The organism is Burkholderia sp. AU28863, from assembly GCF_002223195.1.
Taxonomy (GTDB): Bacteria; Pseudomonadota; Gammaproteobacteria; order Burkholderiales; family Burkholderiaceae; genus Burkholderia; species Burkholderia sola.
Genome location: NZ_NKFE01000006.1, coordinates 17,556 through 31,677, shown reverse-complemented (window position 1 = coordinate 31,677; position 14,122 = coordinate 17,556). Strand labels below are relative to the sequence as shown.

Here is a 14,122-nt window from a genome sequence, read left to right as displayed (position 1 = left end):
CGCTGCCTGCATCGATCCGGATGGCGTTCCTCGACACCTAGATCGGCAGCCGCACCGTCTGCTTGATGCGCTTCAGCGGGATCTCGGTTTCGACGTTGCGTACGCCTTCGATCTGCGTGAGCGTCTCCATCTGGAAGCGCTGATAGTCGTCGAGATCCTTCGCGATCACGCGCAGCAGATAGTCGTAGCTGCCGGCCATCAGGTGGCATTCGAGTACTTCGGGGGCCTGCTCCATCTCCCGCGCGAAGCGTTCGACCGTCGTCTTGTCCTGTCGCTCCAGCGTGACGCGGACGAATGCCGTGAAGCGCAACTCGACGGCTGCGGGATTCAGCAGCGCGACGTACGCATCGATCACGCCCTGTTCCTCGAGCAGGTGAACGCGGCGCAGGCATGGCGTGGGCGAGAGCCCGGCCTGTTGCGCGATGTCGGCGTTCGTCTGGTTCGAGTTCTGCTGCAACGCACGGAGGATGCGTCGATCGATCGCGTCCAGTTTGATTGGCATTTTTGGCTATCAATGAAGTTGATATTGGATAATAACGCCAAATTTGACGCTGGAAATAGCCGGGTTTGCATCCAATCTCCACGGGAAATTCCCGATAATCTGACGACTACCCCGGCCCGCAAGCGCGCGATTCCCGCCCGCCGCGGCGCCGCCCTCAGGAGATTCCCGATGCCGCACGTCGCCTGGTTGCCGTTCATGGCCACCTCCCTTCTGATCATCCTGACGCCCGGCCAGGACATGGTGCTCGTGATGTCGCGCACGCTGTCCGGCGGCACGCGCGCAGGCCTCGTGACCGCCGCGGGCGTCAGCGTCGGGCTGCTCGTCCACACGATGCTCGCGACGCTGGGGCTGGGCGCGCTTCTTCAGGCATCCGAATGGCTGTTCACCGCACTGAAGATGATCGGCGCGTTGTACCTGCTGTATCTCGGCATCACGCTGTTGCGTTCGTCGGGCGAATTGACGCTCGCGGGCAGCGGCGCCGCGCCGGAATCGCGGCTCCGGACGTTCGCGCAAGGCGCGCTGTCCAACGTGTCGAATCCGAAGGTCGCGCTTTTCTACCTGGCGTTTCTGCCGCAATTCGTTCCGGCGGGCGCCGCGCACCCGATGTTGTCGCTGTTCGTGCTGGGCGCGACGTTTGCCGGCCTGACGTTTCTCGTCAAGGGGCCGGTTGCGCTGTTCGCCGGCCTGCTGTCGGCGTCGATTCGTCGCAACCCGCGCATCCTGACGCGCATGCATCGCGTCAGCGGCGTGGTCCTGCTGGCGCTCGGCGTGAAGCTCGCGCTCGAACGCCGCTGATCGCGGCCACCGTGCCGGCACGCCTGCCGGCTCTACTCCGCCGGCAACGCCTCCGCCAGCGCCCGCATCGCCTCCACCGTTTCCGGGTTCGCCGGAAAGAACGCCTCGATCGCGAGTTCCGACAGCGTCACGTCGACCGGCGTACCGAATACCGTCGTCGTACTGAAGAACGTCAGCTCGCCGCTCGCCGTGCGTAGCCGCAGCGGCACGGCGATATCCGCGAAATCGGTGCGCGCGTGCGAATCGTCGGGCTGCTCGGTGGGCGCCGGATACGCGGCCAGTTCGTCGCGCAGCGCATGCAGCGTGCGGTCGCCGCTCGCGTCGATCTGCCGCTGCAGCCGATGCAGGATATGCGCGCGCCATTCGTGCCAGTTGACGATCTGCGACGCGAGACCGTCCGGATGCAGGCTCAGCCGCAGCACGTTGACGGGCGGCTGCAGCAGCGCCGGATCGGCCTGCGCGACCAGCGCGCCGAGCATCCGGTTCGCCGCGAGCAGCGTCCAGTGGCGGTCCACCGCGAGCGCCGGATAGGGCTCGTGCCCGCGCAGCACGGCTTCGACCGCATGACGCGCGGCATCCAGTTGCGGGTCGGAAAACGGCCGTTCGCGAAACAGCGGTGCGAAGCCGGCCGCGACGAGCAGCGCATTGCGTTCGCGCAGCGGCACGTCGAGGCGCTCGGCGAGATGCAGCACCATCTCGCGGCTCGGCTGCGCGCGGCCCGATTCGACGAAGCTCAGGTGGCGCGCGGACACTTCCGCGTCGAGCGCGAGCGCCATCTGGCTCAGGCGCCGGCGTTGCCGCCACGTGCGCAGCAGCGGGCCGATGCCGGACGCGCGGCCGGCGGACGGAGAGAGCGAATGGAGGGGGGCGGTCGGGTTCATGGCGCAGATGATAGGCAATCCCGCGCGTTTTCGGCATTACCTGCGAGGTAAGCATCGCGCCGCGCCGGTCGCGCGCAGCCGCTGCGTTACCATAGCCCCCGTGCCACCTGAGAGGCGGCGCCGGACTCGCGACGACAACGCATGGGCCGGCCGCCGCGCACATCGACAACAAGGCATTCCAGGGGAATCCAACAATGAAAAAACTTGCCGTCCGGCTCGCCTGCGTGGCGACGCTCGCACTCGCCGCGACCAGCGGCCACGCGCAGACCGAAGCTGCGCAGGTCGAAATGAGGGCCGCCGCCGCGGCCGCCAACGAAGCGGTCGTGAAGGGGCCGACCGACATCGACGTCAAACACGAAGCCGTGCTGAAGCTGAAGGCCGGCGAGTCGTTCGTGCCGGCCGCCGAAGCCGGCCGCTACCTGCGCTCGATGGGCAACGCGATCGACGAATCGAAACTGGTCGGCCTCGTGCTGCCCGACGATCCGGACGCCGACTGGATCTCGGTCGTGTCGTTCGAGCCGAGCGGCTACATCCGCGACGACGACGCGAAGGACTGGAAGCCCGACGAACTGCTGAAAAGCCTGCAGGCCGGCACCGAGGAAAGCAACCCGGCGCGCAAGGAGCGCGGCCTGCCCGAAACCGAGGTGGTCGGCTGGGCGAAGGCGCCCGCGTACGACGCGGCCACGCACCGGCTCGTGTGGTCGGCGATCATCCGCGACAAGGGCGCGGCGCCGAATGCCGCGAACGACGGCGTGAACTACCGGACGCTCGTGCTCGGCCGCGACGGCTACCTGTCGCTGACGATGGCGTCGACGCTCGCCGACCTGCCGAAGTACAAGGCCTCGGCCGACGAACTGCTGTCGAACATCCGCTTCAACGACGGCAAGCGCTATGCCGACTTCAACCAATCGACCGACCACGTCGCCGAGTACGGGCTCGCGGCGCTGATCGTCGGCGTCGGCGCGAAAAAGCTCGGCCTGCTCGCGCTGATCGGCGCGTTCGCGGTGAAGTTCTTCAAGATCGGCGCGGTCGCGCTGCTGGCCGGCGGCGCGGCGCTCAAGCGCTTCTTCGGGCGCAAGCCGAAGGCGGCCGGGGTGCCGGCCGTCGCCGACGCATCCGACGCGGTCGCCACGGAGCGCAAGGAATGACGAAGCTGCTGCTGCTGATCTTCGGCGGCCTGAAGCTCGGCAAGGTGCTCGTATCGGCGGGCACGATGCTCGCGTCGATCGCGGTCTATGCGCTGTTCTACGGCTGGCGTTTCGCGGCCGGTTTCGTCGCCTTGCTGCTGGTGCACGAAGCCGGCCACTACGTCGCCGCGCAGCGGCGCGGGCTCGACGTCGGGCTGCCGACCTTCATCCCGTTCGTCGGCGCGTGGATCCAGTTGAAGGAAATGCCGCACGACGCGGAAACGGAAGCGTACGTCGGGCTCGCCGGGCCGTTCGTCGGCACGCTGGGCGCGCTGGCCTGCTATGCGGCCGCGCGGCACACCGACAGCAACCTGTTGCTTGCGCTGTCGTACACGGGTTTCTTTCTCAACCTGTTCAACATGATTCCGCTGTCGCCGTTCGACGGCGGGCGGATCACCGCGGTGCTGTCGCCGCGCATCTGGTTCGCGGGCGTGCCGGTGCTGATCGCGCTGTTCGCGTATCGGCCGAGCCCGCTGCTGATCGTGATGGCGATCCTCGCGCTGCCTCAGTTGAAGCGTGCGTGGCGCTACGATCCCGACGCGCCGGAGAACCGCGTGTACTACGCGACGTCGATCGAGACGAAGACGACCTACGCGCTCTGCTACGTCGGCCTGCTCGCGTTCCTCGCGCTGATGACGTCCGGCGTGCACGACATGCTGCGCGTCGTGCACGCGTCGACCTGACGTCGATCCGATGCAAAAAACGGCGGCCGCTGTTGCGCGGCCGCCGTTCCTTGCGACACATCGAACGTCACGCGTCGCGATGACGCAGTTCGACGCGCTTGATGTCCTTCACGATCACGAGATAGCTGAACACGGTGACGAGCGCGTTCAGCCCGACGAATACCAGTGCGCCGTTGAACGAGCCGCTCGCGCCGACGAGGTAGCCGATCGCGATCGGCGCGACGATGCCCGCCGTGTTGCCGAACATGTTGAACAGGCTGCCCGACAGGCCGATCGCTTCCTTCGGCGCGGTATCCGCGACGACGGCCCAGCCGAGCGAGCCGATCCCCTTGCCGAAGAACGACACGGCCATCAGCATGATGACCAGCGCTTCGCTGTCGACGTAGTTGCAGCCGATGATCGTCATCGACAGCAGCATCCCGCCGACGATCGGAATCTTGCGCGCGAACGTCAGCGATACGCCGCGGCGGATCAGCGCGTCCGACAGCATTCCGCCGAGCACGCCGCCGAGGAACCCGCAGATTGCCGGCAGCGACGTCATGAAGCCGGCCTTCAGCAGCGACATGCCGCGCGCCTGGACGAGGTAGATCGGGAACCACGTGAGGAAGAAGTAGGTGAGCACGTTCACGCAGTACTGGCCGAGGTACACGCCGATCAGCATCCGGTTCGACAGCAGCTGGCGCACGTAGTACCAGCCGGCCACGCGGCTGCCCTCGGAAGCGCCGCCGCCGCTGCCGCTGCCGCGCGCCCCGCCCGTCGACCGCACCAGGCCGCCACCCTGCTCGATATGGTCGAGTTCCGCGCGGTTCACGGCCGGATGGTCGGCCGGGTCCTTCACGACGCGCAGCCACAGGAACGCGAGCGCGATGCCGGCCAGGCCGAGCCACAGATACACCTGATGCCAGCCGTACGCATGCGTGAGCCAGGCCATCAGCGGCGAGAACACCACGGCCGCGAAGTACTGCGCGGCGTTGAAGATCGCCGACGCGGTGCCGCGCTCGGCGGTCGGGAACCAGCTCGCGACGACCTTCGCGTTCGCCGGAAACGCCGGCGCCTCCGCGATGCCGACCGCGAAGCGCATCGCGAACAGCGCGGCCACCGCGAACGCGGCGCTGCCGCCGACGCCGATCGTGCTCTGCAGCAGCGTGAACGCCGACCACAGGAAGATGCTCGCCGCATACACGCGCCGCGCGCCGAAGCGGTCGAGCAGCCAGCCGCTCGGCAGTTGCGCGAGCACGTACGCCCAACTGAACGCCGAGAAGATGTAGCCCATCGTCACCGGGTCGATGCCGAACGCCTTGCGGATCGGCGTGCCGGTGATCGACAGCGTCGCGCGGTCCGCATAGTTGAGCGTCGTGACGACGAACAGCATCGCCAGGATCCAGTAGCGCACCGCGGTTCGGCGCGCGGTGCGCGCGAGATCGAGCGGAAGATCGCGAGGGGAGGACTGATTGCTCATTTTAAACATACGTCGTCGTATGACATGGGCGAAAGTGTATTGACAATGCCCGGACTCAGAAACCTCGGGTTTTCCCTTTGAGGTCGGCCTCACAATATGGGAACGTCGGGATTTGCTGGCCCGGACAACGCTTGCCGGTGTATCGTCCGCGCCCTCGCAGACGGCGAGAATGACCCCATGCCGTCGGCAGACATCGTATCTGTTGCGTTACAATGAGCCATCCATTCCCGAACCACGGAGCACACCCCATGCAACTGACAGGAGAGATGCTGATCGGCGCCGAAGCGGTGGCCGGCTCGGCAGGCACCTTGCACGCATTCGATCCGACGAAGGGCGCGCCGATCGAGGCCCCGGCGTTCGGCGTCGCGACGCAGGCCGACGTCGATCGCGCGTGCGAACTCGCCCGCGACGCGTTCGATGCGTACCGCACGCAACCGCTCGCGGCCCGCGCGGCGTTCCTCGAAGCGATTGCCGATGAGATCGTCGCGCTCGGCGATGCGCTGATCGACCGCGCGCACGCCGAAACGGGGCTGCCCGTCGCGCGGCTGCAGGGCGAGCGCGGCCGCACCGTCGGCCAGCTCCGGTTGTTCGCGCGCGTGGTGCGCGACGGGCGCTTCCTCGCCGCGTCGATCGATCCCGCGCAGCCGGCGCGCACGCCGCTGCCGCGTTCCGACCTGCGGCTGCAGAAAGTCGCGCTCGGGCCCGTCGCCGTGTTCGGCGCAAGCAATTTCCCGCTCGCGTTCTCGGTGGCCGGCGGCGATACCGCGTCGGCGCTCGCGGCCGGTTGCCCGGTGATCGTGAAGGCGCACGAGGCGCACCTCGGCACGTCCGAACTGGTCGGCCGCGCGATTCGCGCCGCGGTCGAGAAAACCGGCATGCCGGCCGGCGTGTTCTCGCTGCTGGTCGGCCCCGGCCGCGTGACCGGCGCGGCGCTGGTCAGCCATCCGGCGATCCAGGCCGTCGGCTTCACCGGTTCGCGGCAGGGCGGGATGGCGCTCGTGCAACTCGCGAACGCGCGCCCGCAGCCGATTCCCGTCTATGCGGAAATGAGCAGCATCAACCCCGTCGTGCTGTTCCCGGCCGCGCTGGCCGCGCGTGGCGACGCGATCGCGACGGGCTTCGTCGATTCGCTGACGCTCGGCGTCGGCCAGTTCTGTACCAATCCGGGCCTCGTGCTCGCGATCGACGGCCCCGATCTCGACCGTTTCGAAACGGTCGCCGCGCAGGCGCTCGCGAAGAAGCCGGCCGGCGTGATGCTCACGCCCGGCATCGCCGATGCGTACCGCAATGGCCGCGGCAAGCTGGCCGAACTGCCGGGCGTGCGCGAAATCGGCGCGGGCGAGGCCGCGCAGACCGACTGCCAGGCGGGCGGCGCGCTGTACGAAGTCGGCGCGCAGGCATTCCTGGGCGAGCCGGCGTTCAGCCACGAGGTATTCGGGCCGGCGTCGCTGATCGTGCGCTGCCGCGATCTCGACGAAGTCGCGCGCGTGCTCGACGCGCTCGAAGGCCAGTTGACGGCCACGCTGCAAATCGACGCCGACGACAAGCCGCTCGCGCGCCGGCTGCTGCCGATCCTCGAGCGCAAGGCCGGGCGGCTGCTGGTCAACGGTTACCCGACCGGCGTCGAGGTGTGCGATGCGATGGTGCACGGCGGGCCGTTCCCCGCGACGTCGAACCCGGCCGTCACGTCGGTCGGCGCGACCGCGATCGAGCGCTTCCTGCGGCCGGTGTGCTATCAGGATTTCCCGGACGACCTGCTGCCCGAAGGGCTGAGGGAAGGCAATCCGCTCGCGATTCCGCGGCTGCGGGACGGCAAGGCGGAGTGACGTGGCGGCGGCCCGGCGGCGAGCGCCGGGCTGCTTGCCGGATGGGCGAAAGCGGAGGCGGCCGGTGGCCGTCTCCGCTTTTTTTCGCGGTGGCTTTCCTGTTGCCCGCGTTTCTCCTACAGTAGCGAAGCCGCGGGCCGTCCGGCCCGCAGGCGAGCCTGAGAGATCACAAGACCAACAAGGAACCATCCGATGACTATCAGCAAGCGTGGCGACCACCTGTTCGCGGCCGGGTTGTGGAAAGCGATCGGCGACGTCGCGAAATCGGTCCGTACCCAGATCGGCGAAACCAGCGAAGGGCGTGTGCTGGCCGACGCGCTGTTCGCGCTGCAGCGCGAGCTGGGCGGCAGCGAATTCGATGTGACGATCAACCAGGGGCGGCCCGTCGCGGGCTCCGATCCGCATTCGTTGATCTTCGGCAGGGCCGTCGAGCGCTTCAAGTACGACATGGAGGCGGTGGTGTTCGCGCTGAAGCATCGCCGCAGCATCGACGGGCCGAACGGCGCGCAGCGCGCCGACGCGCTCACGCAGGCCAACACGCATCTCGCGACCGCGAAGCAGTACGCGATGTTTACCGTCGGGCGCTTCTTCGATGCGGTCGTCGATCGCGACGTGCTGGAACAGATCGTGGGCGCCGAGTCGCCGGCGCGCGGCCGGCCGCTCGCGGCGCGCAAGGGGATCGACGAGACGCAGCGCACGCTCGCGAGCGTGCGGCAGCGGATCATCGGCGCGATCGCGCAGATGTAATGCGATGGCCGCGCCGGCTCGTCGAGCCGCGCGGCCATCGCGTGATACGGATACGGACGTCGTGGGCAGCCGGCGCGCCGTGCCGATGAAGGCGCCGCGCCGCCGGCGAACCCGGCTTACTGCGGGCCCATCTTCTTGATCAGCACGTCGAGCTCCGCCGCTTCTTCGTCGGTCAGGTCGACGAGCGGTGCGCGCACCGGGCCCGCGTCGTGGCCGACGAGCTTCGCGCCCGCCTTCACGATGCTGACCGCGTAGCCGGCGCGGCGATTGCGGATCTTCAGGTACGGCAGGAAGAACTCGTCGATCAGGCGGCCGACCGTCGCGTGGTCGTCCTTCGCGATCGCTTCGTAGAATGCCATCGCCGTCTTCGGGATGAAGTTGAACACGGCCGACGAGTACACCGGCACGCCGAGCGCCTTGTACGCGGCCGCATAGACTTCAGCCGTCGGCAGGCCGCCGAGGTACGCGAAGCGATCGCCGAGGCGGCGGCGGATCGTGACCATGCTTTCGATCTCACCGACGCCGTCCTTGAAGCCGATCAGGTTCGGGCAACGGTCGGCGAGGCGCTCGAGCATGTCCGCATTCAGCTTCGAATTCGCGCGGTTGTACACCACGACGCCGATCTTCAGCGCGCGGCACACCTGCTCGACGTGCTCGGCGATCCCTTCCTGGCTCGCTTCGGTCAGGTAGTGCGGCATCAGCAGCACGCCGCTCGCGCCGAGGCGCTCGGCTTCCTGCGCATATTCGATCGCGACGCGCGTCGCGCCGCCCGCGCCGGCGAGGATCGGCACCTTGCCCTTGCAGGTTTCCGTCGCGACGCGGATCACGTCCGAATACTCGCGCTGCGTGAGCGAGAAGAATTCGCCGGTGCCGCCGGCCGCGAACAATGCGCTCGCGCCATACGGCGCCAGCCATTCGAGGCGCTCGGCGTAGGTGGTCGGACGGAAGCTGCCGTCCGCGTCGAAATCCGTCAGCGGAAACGACAGCAGGCCGTGGGAGATGATCTGTTTGAGTTCTTGCGGTGAAGTCATGGTTGAGGTCGTCCGTCTAGCGCGAGTGCTGGTTCGTCGGGAACGGCATACGAGCCGAATTGGCGATGTCGTTGTATGTCATCGTACAACGCAAGCATGAGCGGCGCAAGCGGTTTGCTGGCGGGTCAAGGATAGGGTCTTTCCGGATAAGGGTTTACGTAGCATCATCAATTGAGGTTGAATGTCGTATGATGACTAACGATATCGCAGACAGGCTCCAGGAATTCCGATGACTGCTTCCCCGCTCTACATCCGCGTGCATCCGGACGACAACGTCGCGATCGTCGTCAACGACGGCGGTTTGCCCGAAGGCGCGACGTTCGCCGACGGGCTGACGCTGTGCGAAGGCGTGCCGCAGGGGCACAAGGTCGCGCTCGTCGATCTCGCGGCCGGCGATCCGGTCATTCGCTACAACGTGGTGATCGGCTATGCGCTGACCGACCTGCGGCGCGGCAGCTGGGTCAACGAGCGCACGATGCGCATGCCCGAGCCGCCGGGGCTCGACGACCTGCCGCTCGCCACGCGCGCCGCGCCGCCGCTCGAGCCGCTCGACGGCTATACGTTCGAGGGCTTCCGCAATGCGGACGGCTCGGTCGGCACGCGCAACATCCTCGCGATCACGACGACCGTGCAGTGCGTGTCGGGCGTCGTCGAGCACGCGGTGAAGCGGATCAAGGACGAGCTGCTGCCGCGCTACCCGAACGTCGACGACGTGGTCGGGCTCGAACATACGTACGGCTGCGGGGTCGCGATCGATGCGCCCGACGCCGATATCCCGATCCGCACGCTGCGCAACATCAGCCTGAATCCGAACTTCGGCGGCGAGGTGATGACCGTGAGCCTCGGCTGCGAGAAGCTGCAGCCCGAGCGCCTGCTGCCGCCGGGCGCGATTCCGGTGGCGGCCGACGGCGCGACCGGCAACGGCGGCGTCGTGTGCCTGCAGGACGCCGCGCACGTCGGCTTCAATTCGATGATCGACTCGATCATGAAGATGGCCGAATCGCATCTGGAGCGGCTCAACCGCCGCCGCCGCGAGACGTGCCCCGCGTCGGATCTCGTCGTCGGCGTGCAGTGCGGCGGCAGCGACGCGTTCTCGGGGCTCACCGCGAACCCGGCCGTCGGCTTCGCGGCCGACCTGCTCGTGCGCGCGGGCGCGACGATCATGTTCTCCGAGGTGACCGAAGTGCGCGACGGCGTCGCGCAGCTCACGTCGCGTGCGGCGAACGAAGAAGTGGCCCGCGAGATCATCCGCGAGATGGACTGGTACGACCGCTACCTGCAGCGCGGCCGCGTCGACCGCAGTGCGAACACGACGCCCGGCAACAAGAAGGGCGGCCTGTCGAACATCGTCGAGAAGGCGATGGGGTCGATCGTGAAGTCGGGCAGCGCGCCGATCGCCGGCGTCGTGCGCCCCGGCGATCGCGCGCGGCAGAAGGGGCTGCTGTACGCGGCGACACCCGCGAGCGATTTCATCTGCGGCACGCTACAGCTCGCGGCGGGGATGAACCTGCATATTTTCACGACCGGCCGCGGCACGCCGTACGGGCTCGCGCAGGTGCCGGTGATCAAGGTCGCGACGCGCAGCGATCTCGCGCGCCGCTGGCATGACCTGATGGATCTCGATGCGGGGCAGATCGCGACCGGCGCGGCGACGATCGAGGACACGGGCTGGGCGCTGTTCCGGCTGATGCTCGACGTCGCGAGCGGCAAGCGCCGCACGTGGGCCGAGCAATGGAAGCTCGCGAATGCGCTGACGCTGTTCAATCCGGCGCCGGTGACCTGACGCGTGCGGTGGTTGCGGCAAGACGATGCGGGCGCCTTCGGGCGCCCGTTTTCTTGTGGGATGGCGCACGCGATTTTCTTACCTCGTACGTAATCGACCGCCCGCGCGGCCCCGGCGACGATAGCGACACGCGGACCCGAAACGTCCGCGACATCGTCCACCGACACAAGGAGCCTCGCCATGAACACCGCTCAATCCGCTTCGTCCGTTCACGCCGACCTGATCGACCGCTACTTCGACGCCTGGAACGAATCCGACGCCGCGCGCCGCCGCGAACTGATCGATGCGACGTACGCAAGCGACGCAGCCTATCGCGATCCGCTGATGACCGGCGACGGCCACGCGGGCATCGACACGATGATCGCGGCCGTGCAGCAACGCTTTCCCGCCTACCGCTTTCGCCGCACGACCGACGTCGACGGGTTCGGCCCGCACCTGCGGTTCTCGTGGGCGCTCGTGTCGCCCGACGGCGCGGCGATCGTGAAGGGCTCGGACTTCGGCATCGTCGACGCGTCGGGCCGCCTCGCGTCGGTCACGGGCTTCATCGACGAAATGCCGGCCGCGGCGTCGTGACGCGAACGATGCATGCACCACGGCCGCCGGGATCGGGTAACGTTATGCGATTCGTTCCCCACCCCGGAGACCCACCGACATGCTGAAGAACCTCGACCCGCTGCTGCACGCCGACATCCTGCACACGCTGCGCGCGATGGGCCACGGTGACGAAATCGCGATCTGCGATGCGAACTTCCCCGCGGAATCCGTCGCGGAGCACACGGTGGTCGGCCGCGCACTGCGCGTCGACGGCGCCGATTCGGCGCGCGTCGTGCGCGCGGTGCTGTCGGTGCTGCCGCTCGACACGTTCGTTGACACACCCGCGTGGCGGATGGAAGTCGTCGGCGACGCGGCGGCGGTGCCGCCCGTGCAGCGCGAAGTGCAGGCCGAGATCGACCGCGCGGAAGGGCGCCCGGTGCCGCTGACCGGCGTCGAACGTTTCGCGTTCTACGAGCGCGCGCAGCAGACGTATGCGGTGATCGTCACCGGCGAAACGCGCGGTTACGGCTGCTTCATCTTCAAGAAAGGCGTGCTGTTGAGCGACGCGGGCTAAACGCGTTTTTCAGCGCGCCGGGCCGCCGGCGCGGCCGCCGCAGTGTAAAGATTTGCTACAACCTTTTTCTTGGACACCGCGGAAAGACCCTCTATGCTGGCCCATTTGCCGCGCGCCCTTCCGGGCCGCGCGGCGCCGAACCGCCCGGGCGCGCCCCGCGCGGGCGGCCGAATTGCATACGAGGAGAGAGGCATGACGCGTACCGTCGATTCCGGCGTCATTTTTTTCGCACGCCTGGCGCTGGCGGCGTTGTTCTTGTGGGGCGGCATCATGAAGCTGCTCGGCTACAGCGATTTCGTCGCGTATCTGCACGGAATGAACGTGCCCTATCAACAGGTCGTCGCGCCGATCGTCGTCGCGATCGAGGGGCTGGGCGGCCTGCTGCTGATCGTCGGCTACAAGGTGCGGCCGCTCGCGTTGCTGATGGCGGTCTATACGATCGCGACCGCGATGGTCGGGCACAATTTCTGGGACGCGACGAACGCCGCCGTCCAGCACGACATGGTGATTCACTTCTGGAAGAACGTCGCGATCGCCGGCGGGTTCCTGCTGCTGTTCGTCACGGGCGCCGGCGGCGCGAGCATCGACGCGCTGCGCCGGCCGAGTTCGTCGTACGGCGTGCTGCGTTGAGCTAAGCCAATTCGCGGCGCTACGCCGACGCAAGACAAAAGGGCCGAATCCCGCACGCCGCGGGATTCGGCCCTTCGTTCATCCGGCCGGCGCGTGCGCGCCGACATTCAACGTGCGTCCTTCGCGTCCTTCGCATCCTTCGAGAACTGCACGGCGATCGCGCCGAGCACGCAGATCGCCGCGACGTACACGACCGGCGCGAGCGGATTCGACTTCATCATCAGCGACACGATCACCGGCGTGAGCCCGCCGAAGATCGCATACGCGACGTTGTACGAGAACGAGATGCCCGAGAAGCGCACGACGGCCGGGAAGCTCTTGACCATCACGAACGGCACCGCGCCGATCGTGCCGACCATGAAGCCCGCGATCCCGTAGTAGAGCGGCAGCGTCGACGCATCGGCCGCGACCTGCACGAACAGCAGGTAGTAGCACGCGGCCAGCCCGATACCGCCGATGCCGAGCACGCGCTTCGCGCCGATCCAGCCCGCGAGCGAGCCCGCGGTGATGCAGCCGGCCGTCAGGCACAGCGTCGCGACGCTGTTCGCGAACAGCGTCGTCGCGGGCGTCAGGTGAAACTGTTTCTGCAGCAGCGCGGGCGTCATCAGGATCACGACGACGATCGCGGCCGACAGCATCCACGTGAGCAGCATCGACACGATTACCGCGCGGCCGTGGTCGCGCAGCACGGCCTTCAGCGGAATCTCGGCCGCGAGCGCCTTCTTCGCCTTCATCTCGGCGAACACCGGCGTTTCATGCAGCCAGCGGCGCAGGTACACGGAGAACAGCCCGAACACGCCGCCGAGCAGGAACGGGATGCGCCATGCGAACGCCCCGACTTCGGCCGTCGAGTAGCGGCTGTTGATGCCGGCCGCGACGAGCGAGCCGAGCAGGATGCCGGCCGTGAGGCCCGCGGTCAGCGTGCCGCAGGCATAGCCGATGTGGCGCGACGGCACGTGCTCGGACACGAACACCCATGCGCCCGGCACTTCGCCGCCGACCGCCGCGCCTTGCAGCACGCGGAACAGCAGCAGCAACACCGGCGCGAGGATGCCGATCGTGTCGTAGGTCGGCAGCAGGCCCATCAGCAGCGTCGGCACCGACATCATCAGCACGCTCAGCGTGAACATCCGCTTGCGGCCGAACAGGTCGCCGAAGTGCGCCATGATCACGCCGCCGAGCGGGCGCGCGAGATAGCCGGCCGCGAAGATGCCGAACGTCTGCAACTGGCGCAGCCAGTCCGGAATGTCGTGCGGGAAGAAGAGCTGCCCTATCGCCGGCGCGAAGAACACGAAGATGATGAAGTCGTAGAACTCGAGGGCGCCGCCGAGTGCGGCGAGGCCAAGGGTCTTGTAGTCGCTGCGCGTGAGCGCGCGTTCGGCGGCGCGAGGCACGCCGCTCAATTCGGAAGCTTGCATGGTCAGGACGATCGGTTTTCGAATGTAGTTGTCGGTGCTGCGTCTCCAGGGCCCGCTTTTCGGCATGGACTG

At 67.8% G+C, this 14,122-nt stretch carries 14 protein-coding genes; 9 read left to right on the top strand and 5 right to left on the bottom strand.

Annotation, left to right across the window (positions count from 1 at the left end; genetic code table 11):
• Positions 1 to 37 precede the first annotated feature (37 nt).
• Positions 38 to 502, bottom strand: coding sequence for an Lrp/AsnC family transcriptional regulator (locus tag CFB81_RS26720; RefSeq protein ID WP_006494255.1), 465 nt, complete (start codon positions 500 to 502; stop codon positions 38 to 40).
• A gap of 168 nt (positions 503 to 670) precedes the next feature.
• On the opposite strand from CFB81_RS26720, the gene CFB81_RS26715 reads away from it, so the two are divergent.
• Positions 671 to 1,297, top strand: a complete 627-nt coding sequence (locus CFB81_RS26715; RefSeq protein ID WP_069621506.1) for a LysE family translocator — start codon at positions 671 to 673, stop codon at positions 1,295 to 1,297.
• A 32-nt stretch (positions 1,298 to 1,329) separates the two neighbouring features.
• Here the strand turns inward: CFB81_RS26715 and CFB81_RS26710 are convergent, their stop codons facing one another.
• Positions 1,330 to 2,178, bottom strand: coding sequence for a helix-turn-helix domain-containing protein (locus CFB81_RS26710; RefSeq protein WP_089437168.1), 849 nt, complete (start codon positions 2,176 to 2,178; stop codon positions 1,330 to 1,332).
• Between the two features lie 194 nt (positions 2,179 to 2,372).
• On the opposite strand from CFB81_RS26710, the gene CFB81_RS26705 reads away from it, so the two are divergent.
• Together CFB81_RS26705 and CFB81_RS26700 are read left to right on the top strand one after the other, a co-directional pair.
• Positions 2,373 to 3,326: a DUF2167 domain-containing protein gene (locus CFB81_RS26705; protein WP_089437167.1), complete on the top strand. Its 954-nt coding sequence runs from the start codon at positions 2,373 to 2,375 to the stop codon at positions 3,324 to 3,326.
• On the top strand, positions 3,323 to 4,048 hold the full coding sequence (locus CFB81_RS26700; RefSeq protein WP_089437166.1) for a site-2 protease family protein: 726 nt from the start codon (positions 3,323 to 3,325) through the stop codon (positions 4,046 to 4,048). The genes CFB81_RS26705 and CFB81_RS26700 overlap by 4 nt, the downstream gene beginning before the upstream one ends.
• A gap of 67 nt (positions 4,049 to 4,115) precedes the next feature.
• Here the strand turns inward: CFB81_RS26700 and CFB81_RS26695 are convergent, their stop codons facing one another.
• Positions 4,116 to 5,507, bottom strand: a complete 1,392-nt coding sequence (locus tag CFB81_RS26695) for an MFS transporter (protein WP_089437165.1) — start codon at positions 5,505 to 5,507, stop codon at positions 4,116 to 4,118.
• 248 nt (positions 5,508 to 5,755) lie between these two features.
• Here CFB81_RS26695 and CFB81_RS26690 point away from each other — a divergent pair, with 248 nt between their 5' ends.
• On the top strand, positions 5,756 to 7,333 hold the full coding sequence (locus CFB81_RS26690) for an aldehyde dehydrogenase (NADP(+)) (RefSeq protein ID WP_069621501.1): 1,578 nt from the start codon (positions 5,756 to 5,758) through the stop codon (positions 7,331 to 7,333).
• A gap of 192 nt (positions 7,334 to 7,525) precedes the next feature.
• A complete protein-coding gene (locus tag CFB81_RS26685) occupies positions 7,526 to 8,080 on the top strand; it encodes a hypothetical protein (RefSeq protein ID WP_089437164.1) in 555 nt (184 codons plus the stop codon).
• 116 nt (positions 8,081 to 8,196) lie between these two features.
• Here the strand turns inward: CFB81_RS26685 and kdgD are convergent, their stop codons facing one another.
• Positions 8,197 to 9,111, bottom strand: coding sequence for a 5-dehydro-4-deoxyglucarate dehydratase (gene kdgD, locus CFB81_RS26680; protein ID WP_069621499.1), 915 nt, complete (start codon positions 9,109 to 9,111; stop codon positions 8,197 to 8,199).
• A gap of 229 nt (positions 9,112 to 9,340) precedes the next feature.
• Here kdgD and garD point away from each other — a divergent pair, with 229 nt between their 5' ends.
• The 4 genes from garD (at position 9,341) to CFB81_RS26660 (ending at position 12,632) form a co-directional block, all read left to right on the top strand.
• Positions 9,341 to 10,894 (top strand): galactarate dehydratase, encoded by a 1,554-nt coding sequence (gene garD, locus CFB81_RS26675; protein WP_069621498.1) that lies wholly within the window; start codon positions 9,341 to 9,343, stop codon positions 10,892 to 10,894.
• A gap of 180 nt (positions 10,895 to 11,074) precedes the next feature.
• Positions 11,075 to 11,467, top strand: coding sequence for a nuclear transport factor 2 family protein (locus CFB81_RS26670; RefSeq protein ID WP_089437163.1), 393 nt, complete (start codon positions 11,075 to 11,077; stop codon positions 11,465 to 11,467).
• Between the two features lie 79 nt (positions 11,468 to 11,546).
• Complete coding sequence (locus CFB81_RS26665; protein ID WP_089437162.1) at positions 11,547 to 12,002, top strand: RbsD/FucU family protein; 456 nt, start codon at positions 11,547 to 11,549, stop codon at positions 12,000 to 12,002.
• Between the two features lie 192 nt (positions 12,003 to 12,194).
• On the top strand, positions 12,195 to 12,632 hold the full coding sequence (locus CFB81_RS26660) for a DoxX family protein (protein ID WP_006491342.1): 438 nt from the start codon (positions 12,195 to 12,197) through the stop codon (positions 12,630 to 12,632).
• A 107-nt stretch (positions 12,633 to 12,739) separates the two neighbouring features.
• Here CFB81_RS26660 and CFB81_RS26655 read toward each other — a convergent pair whose 3' ends face one another.
• Complete coding sequence (locus tag CFB81_RS26655; RefSeq protein WP_069621494.1) at positions 12,740 to 14,050, bottom strand: MFS transporter; 1,311 nt, start codon at positions 14,048 to 14,050, stop codon at positions 12,740 to 12,742.
• Positions 14,051 to 14,122: the final 72 nt, after the last annotated feature.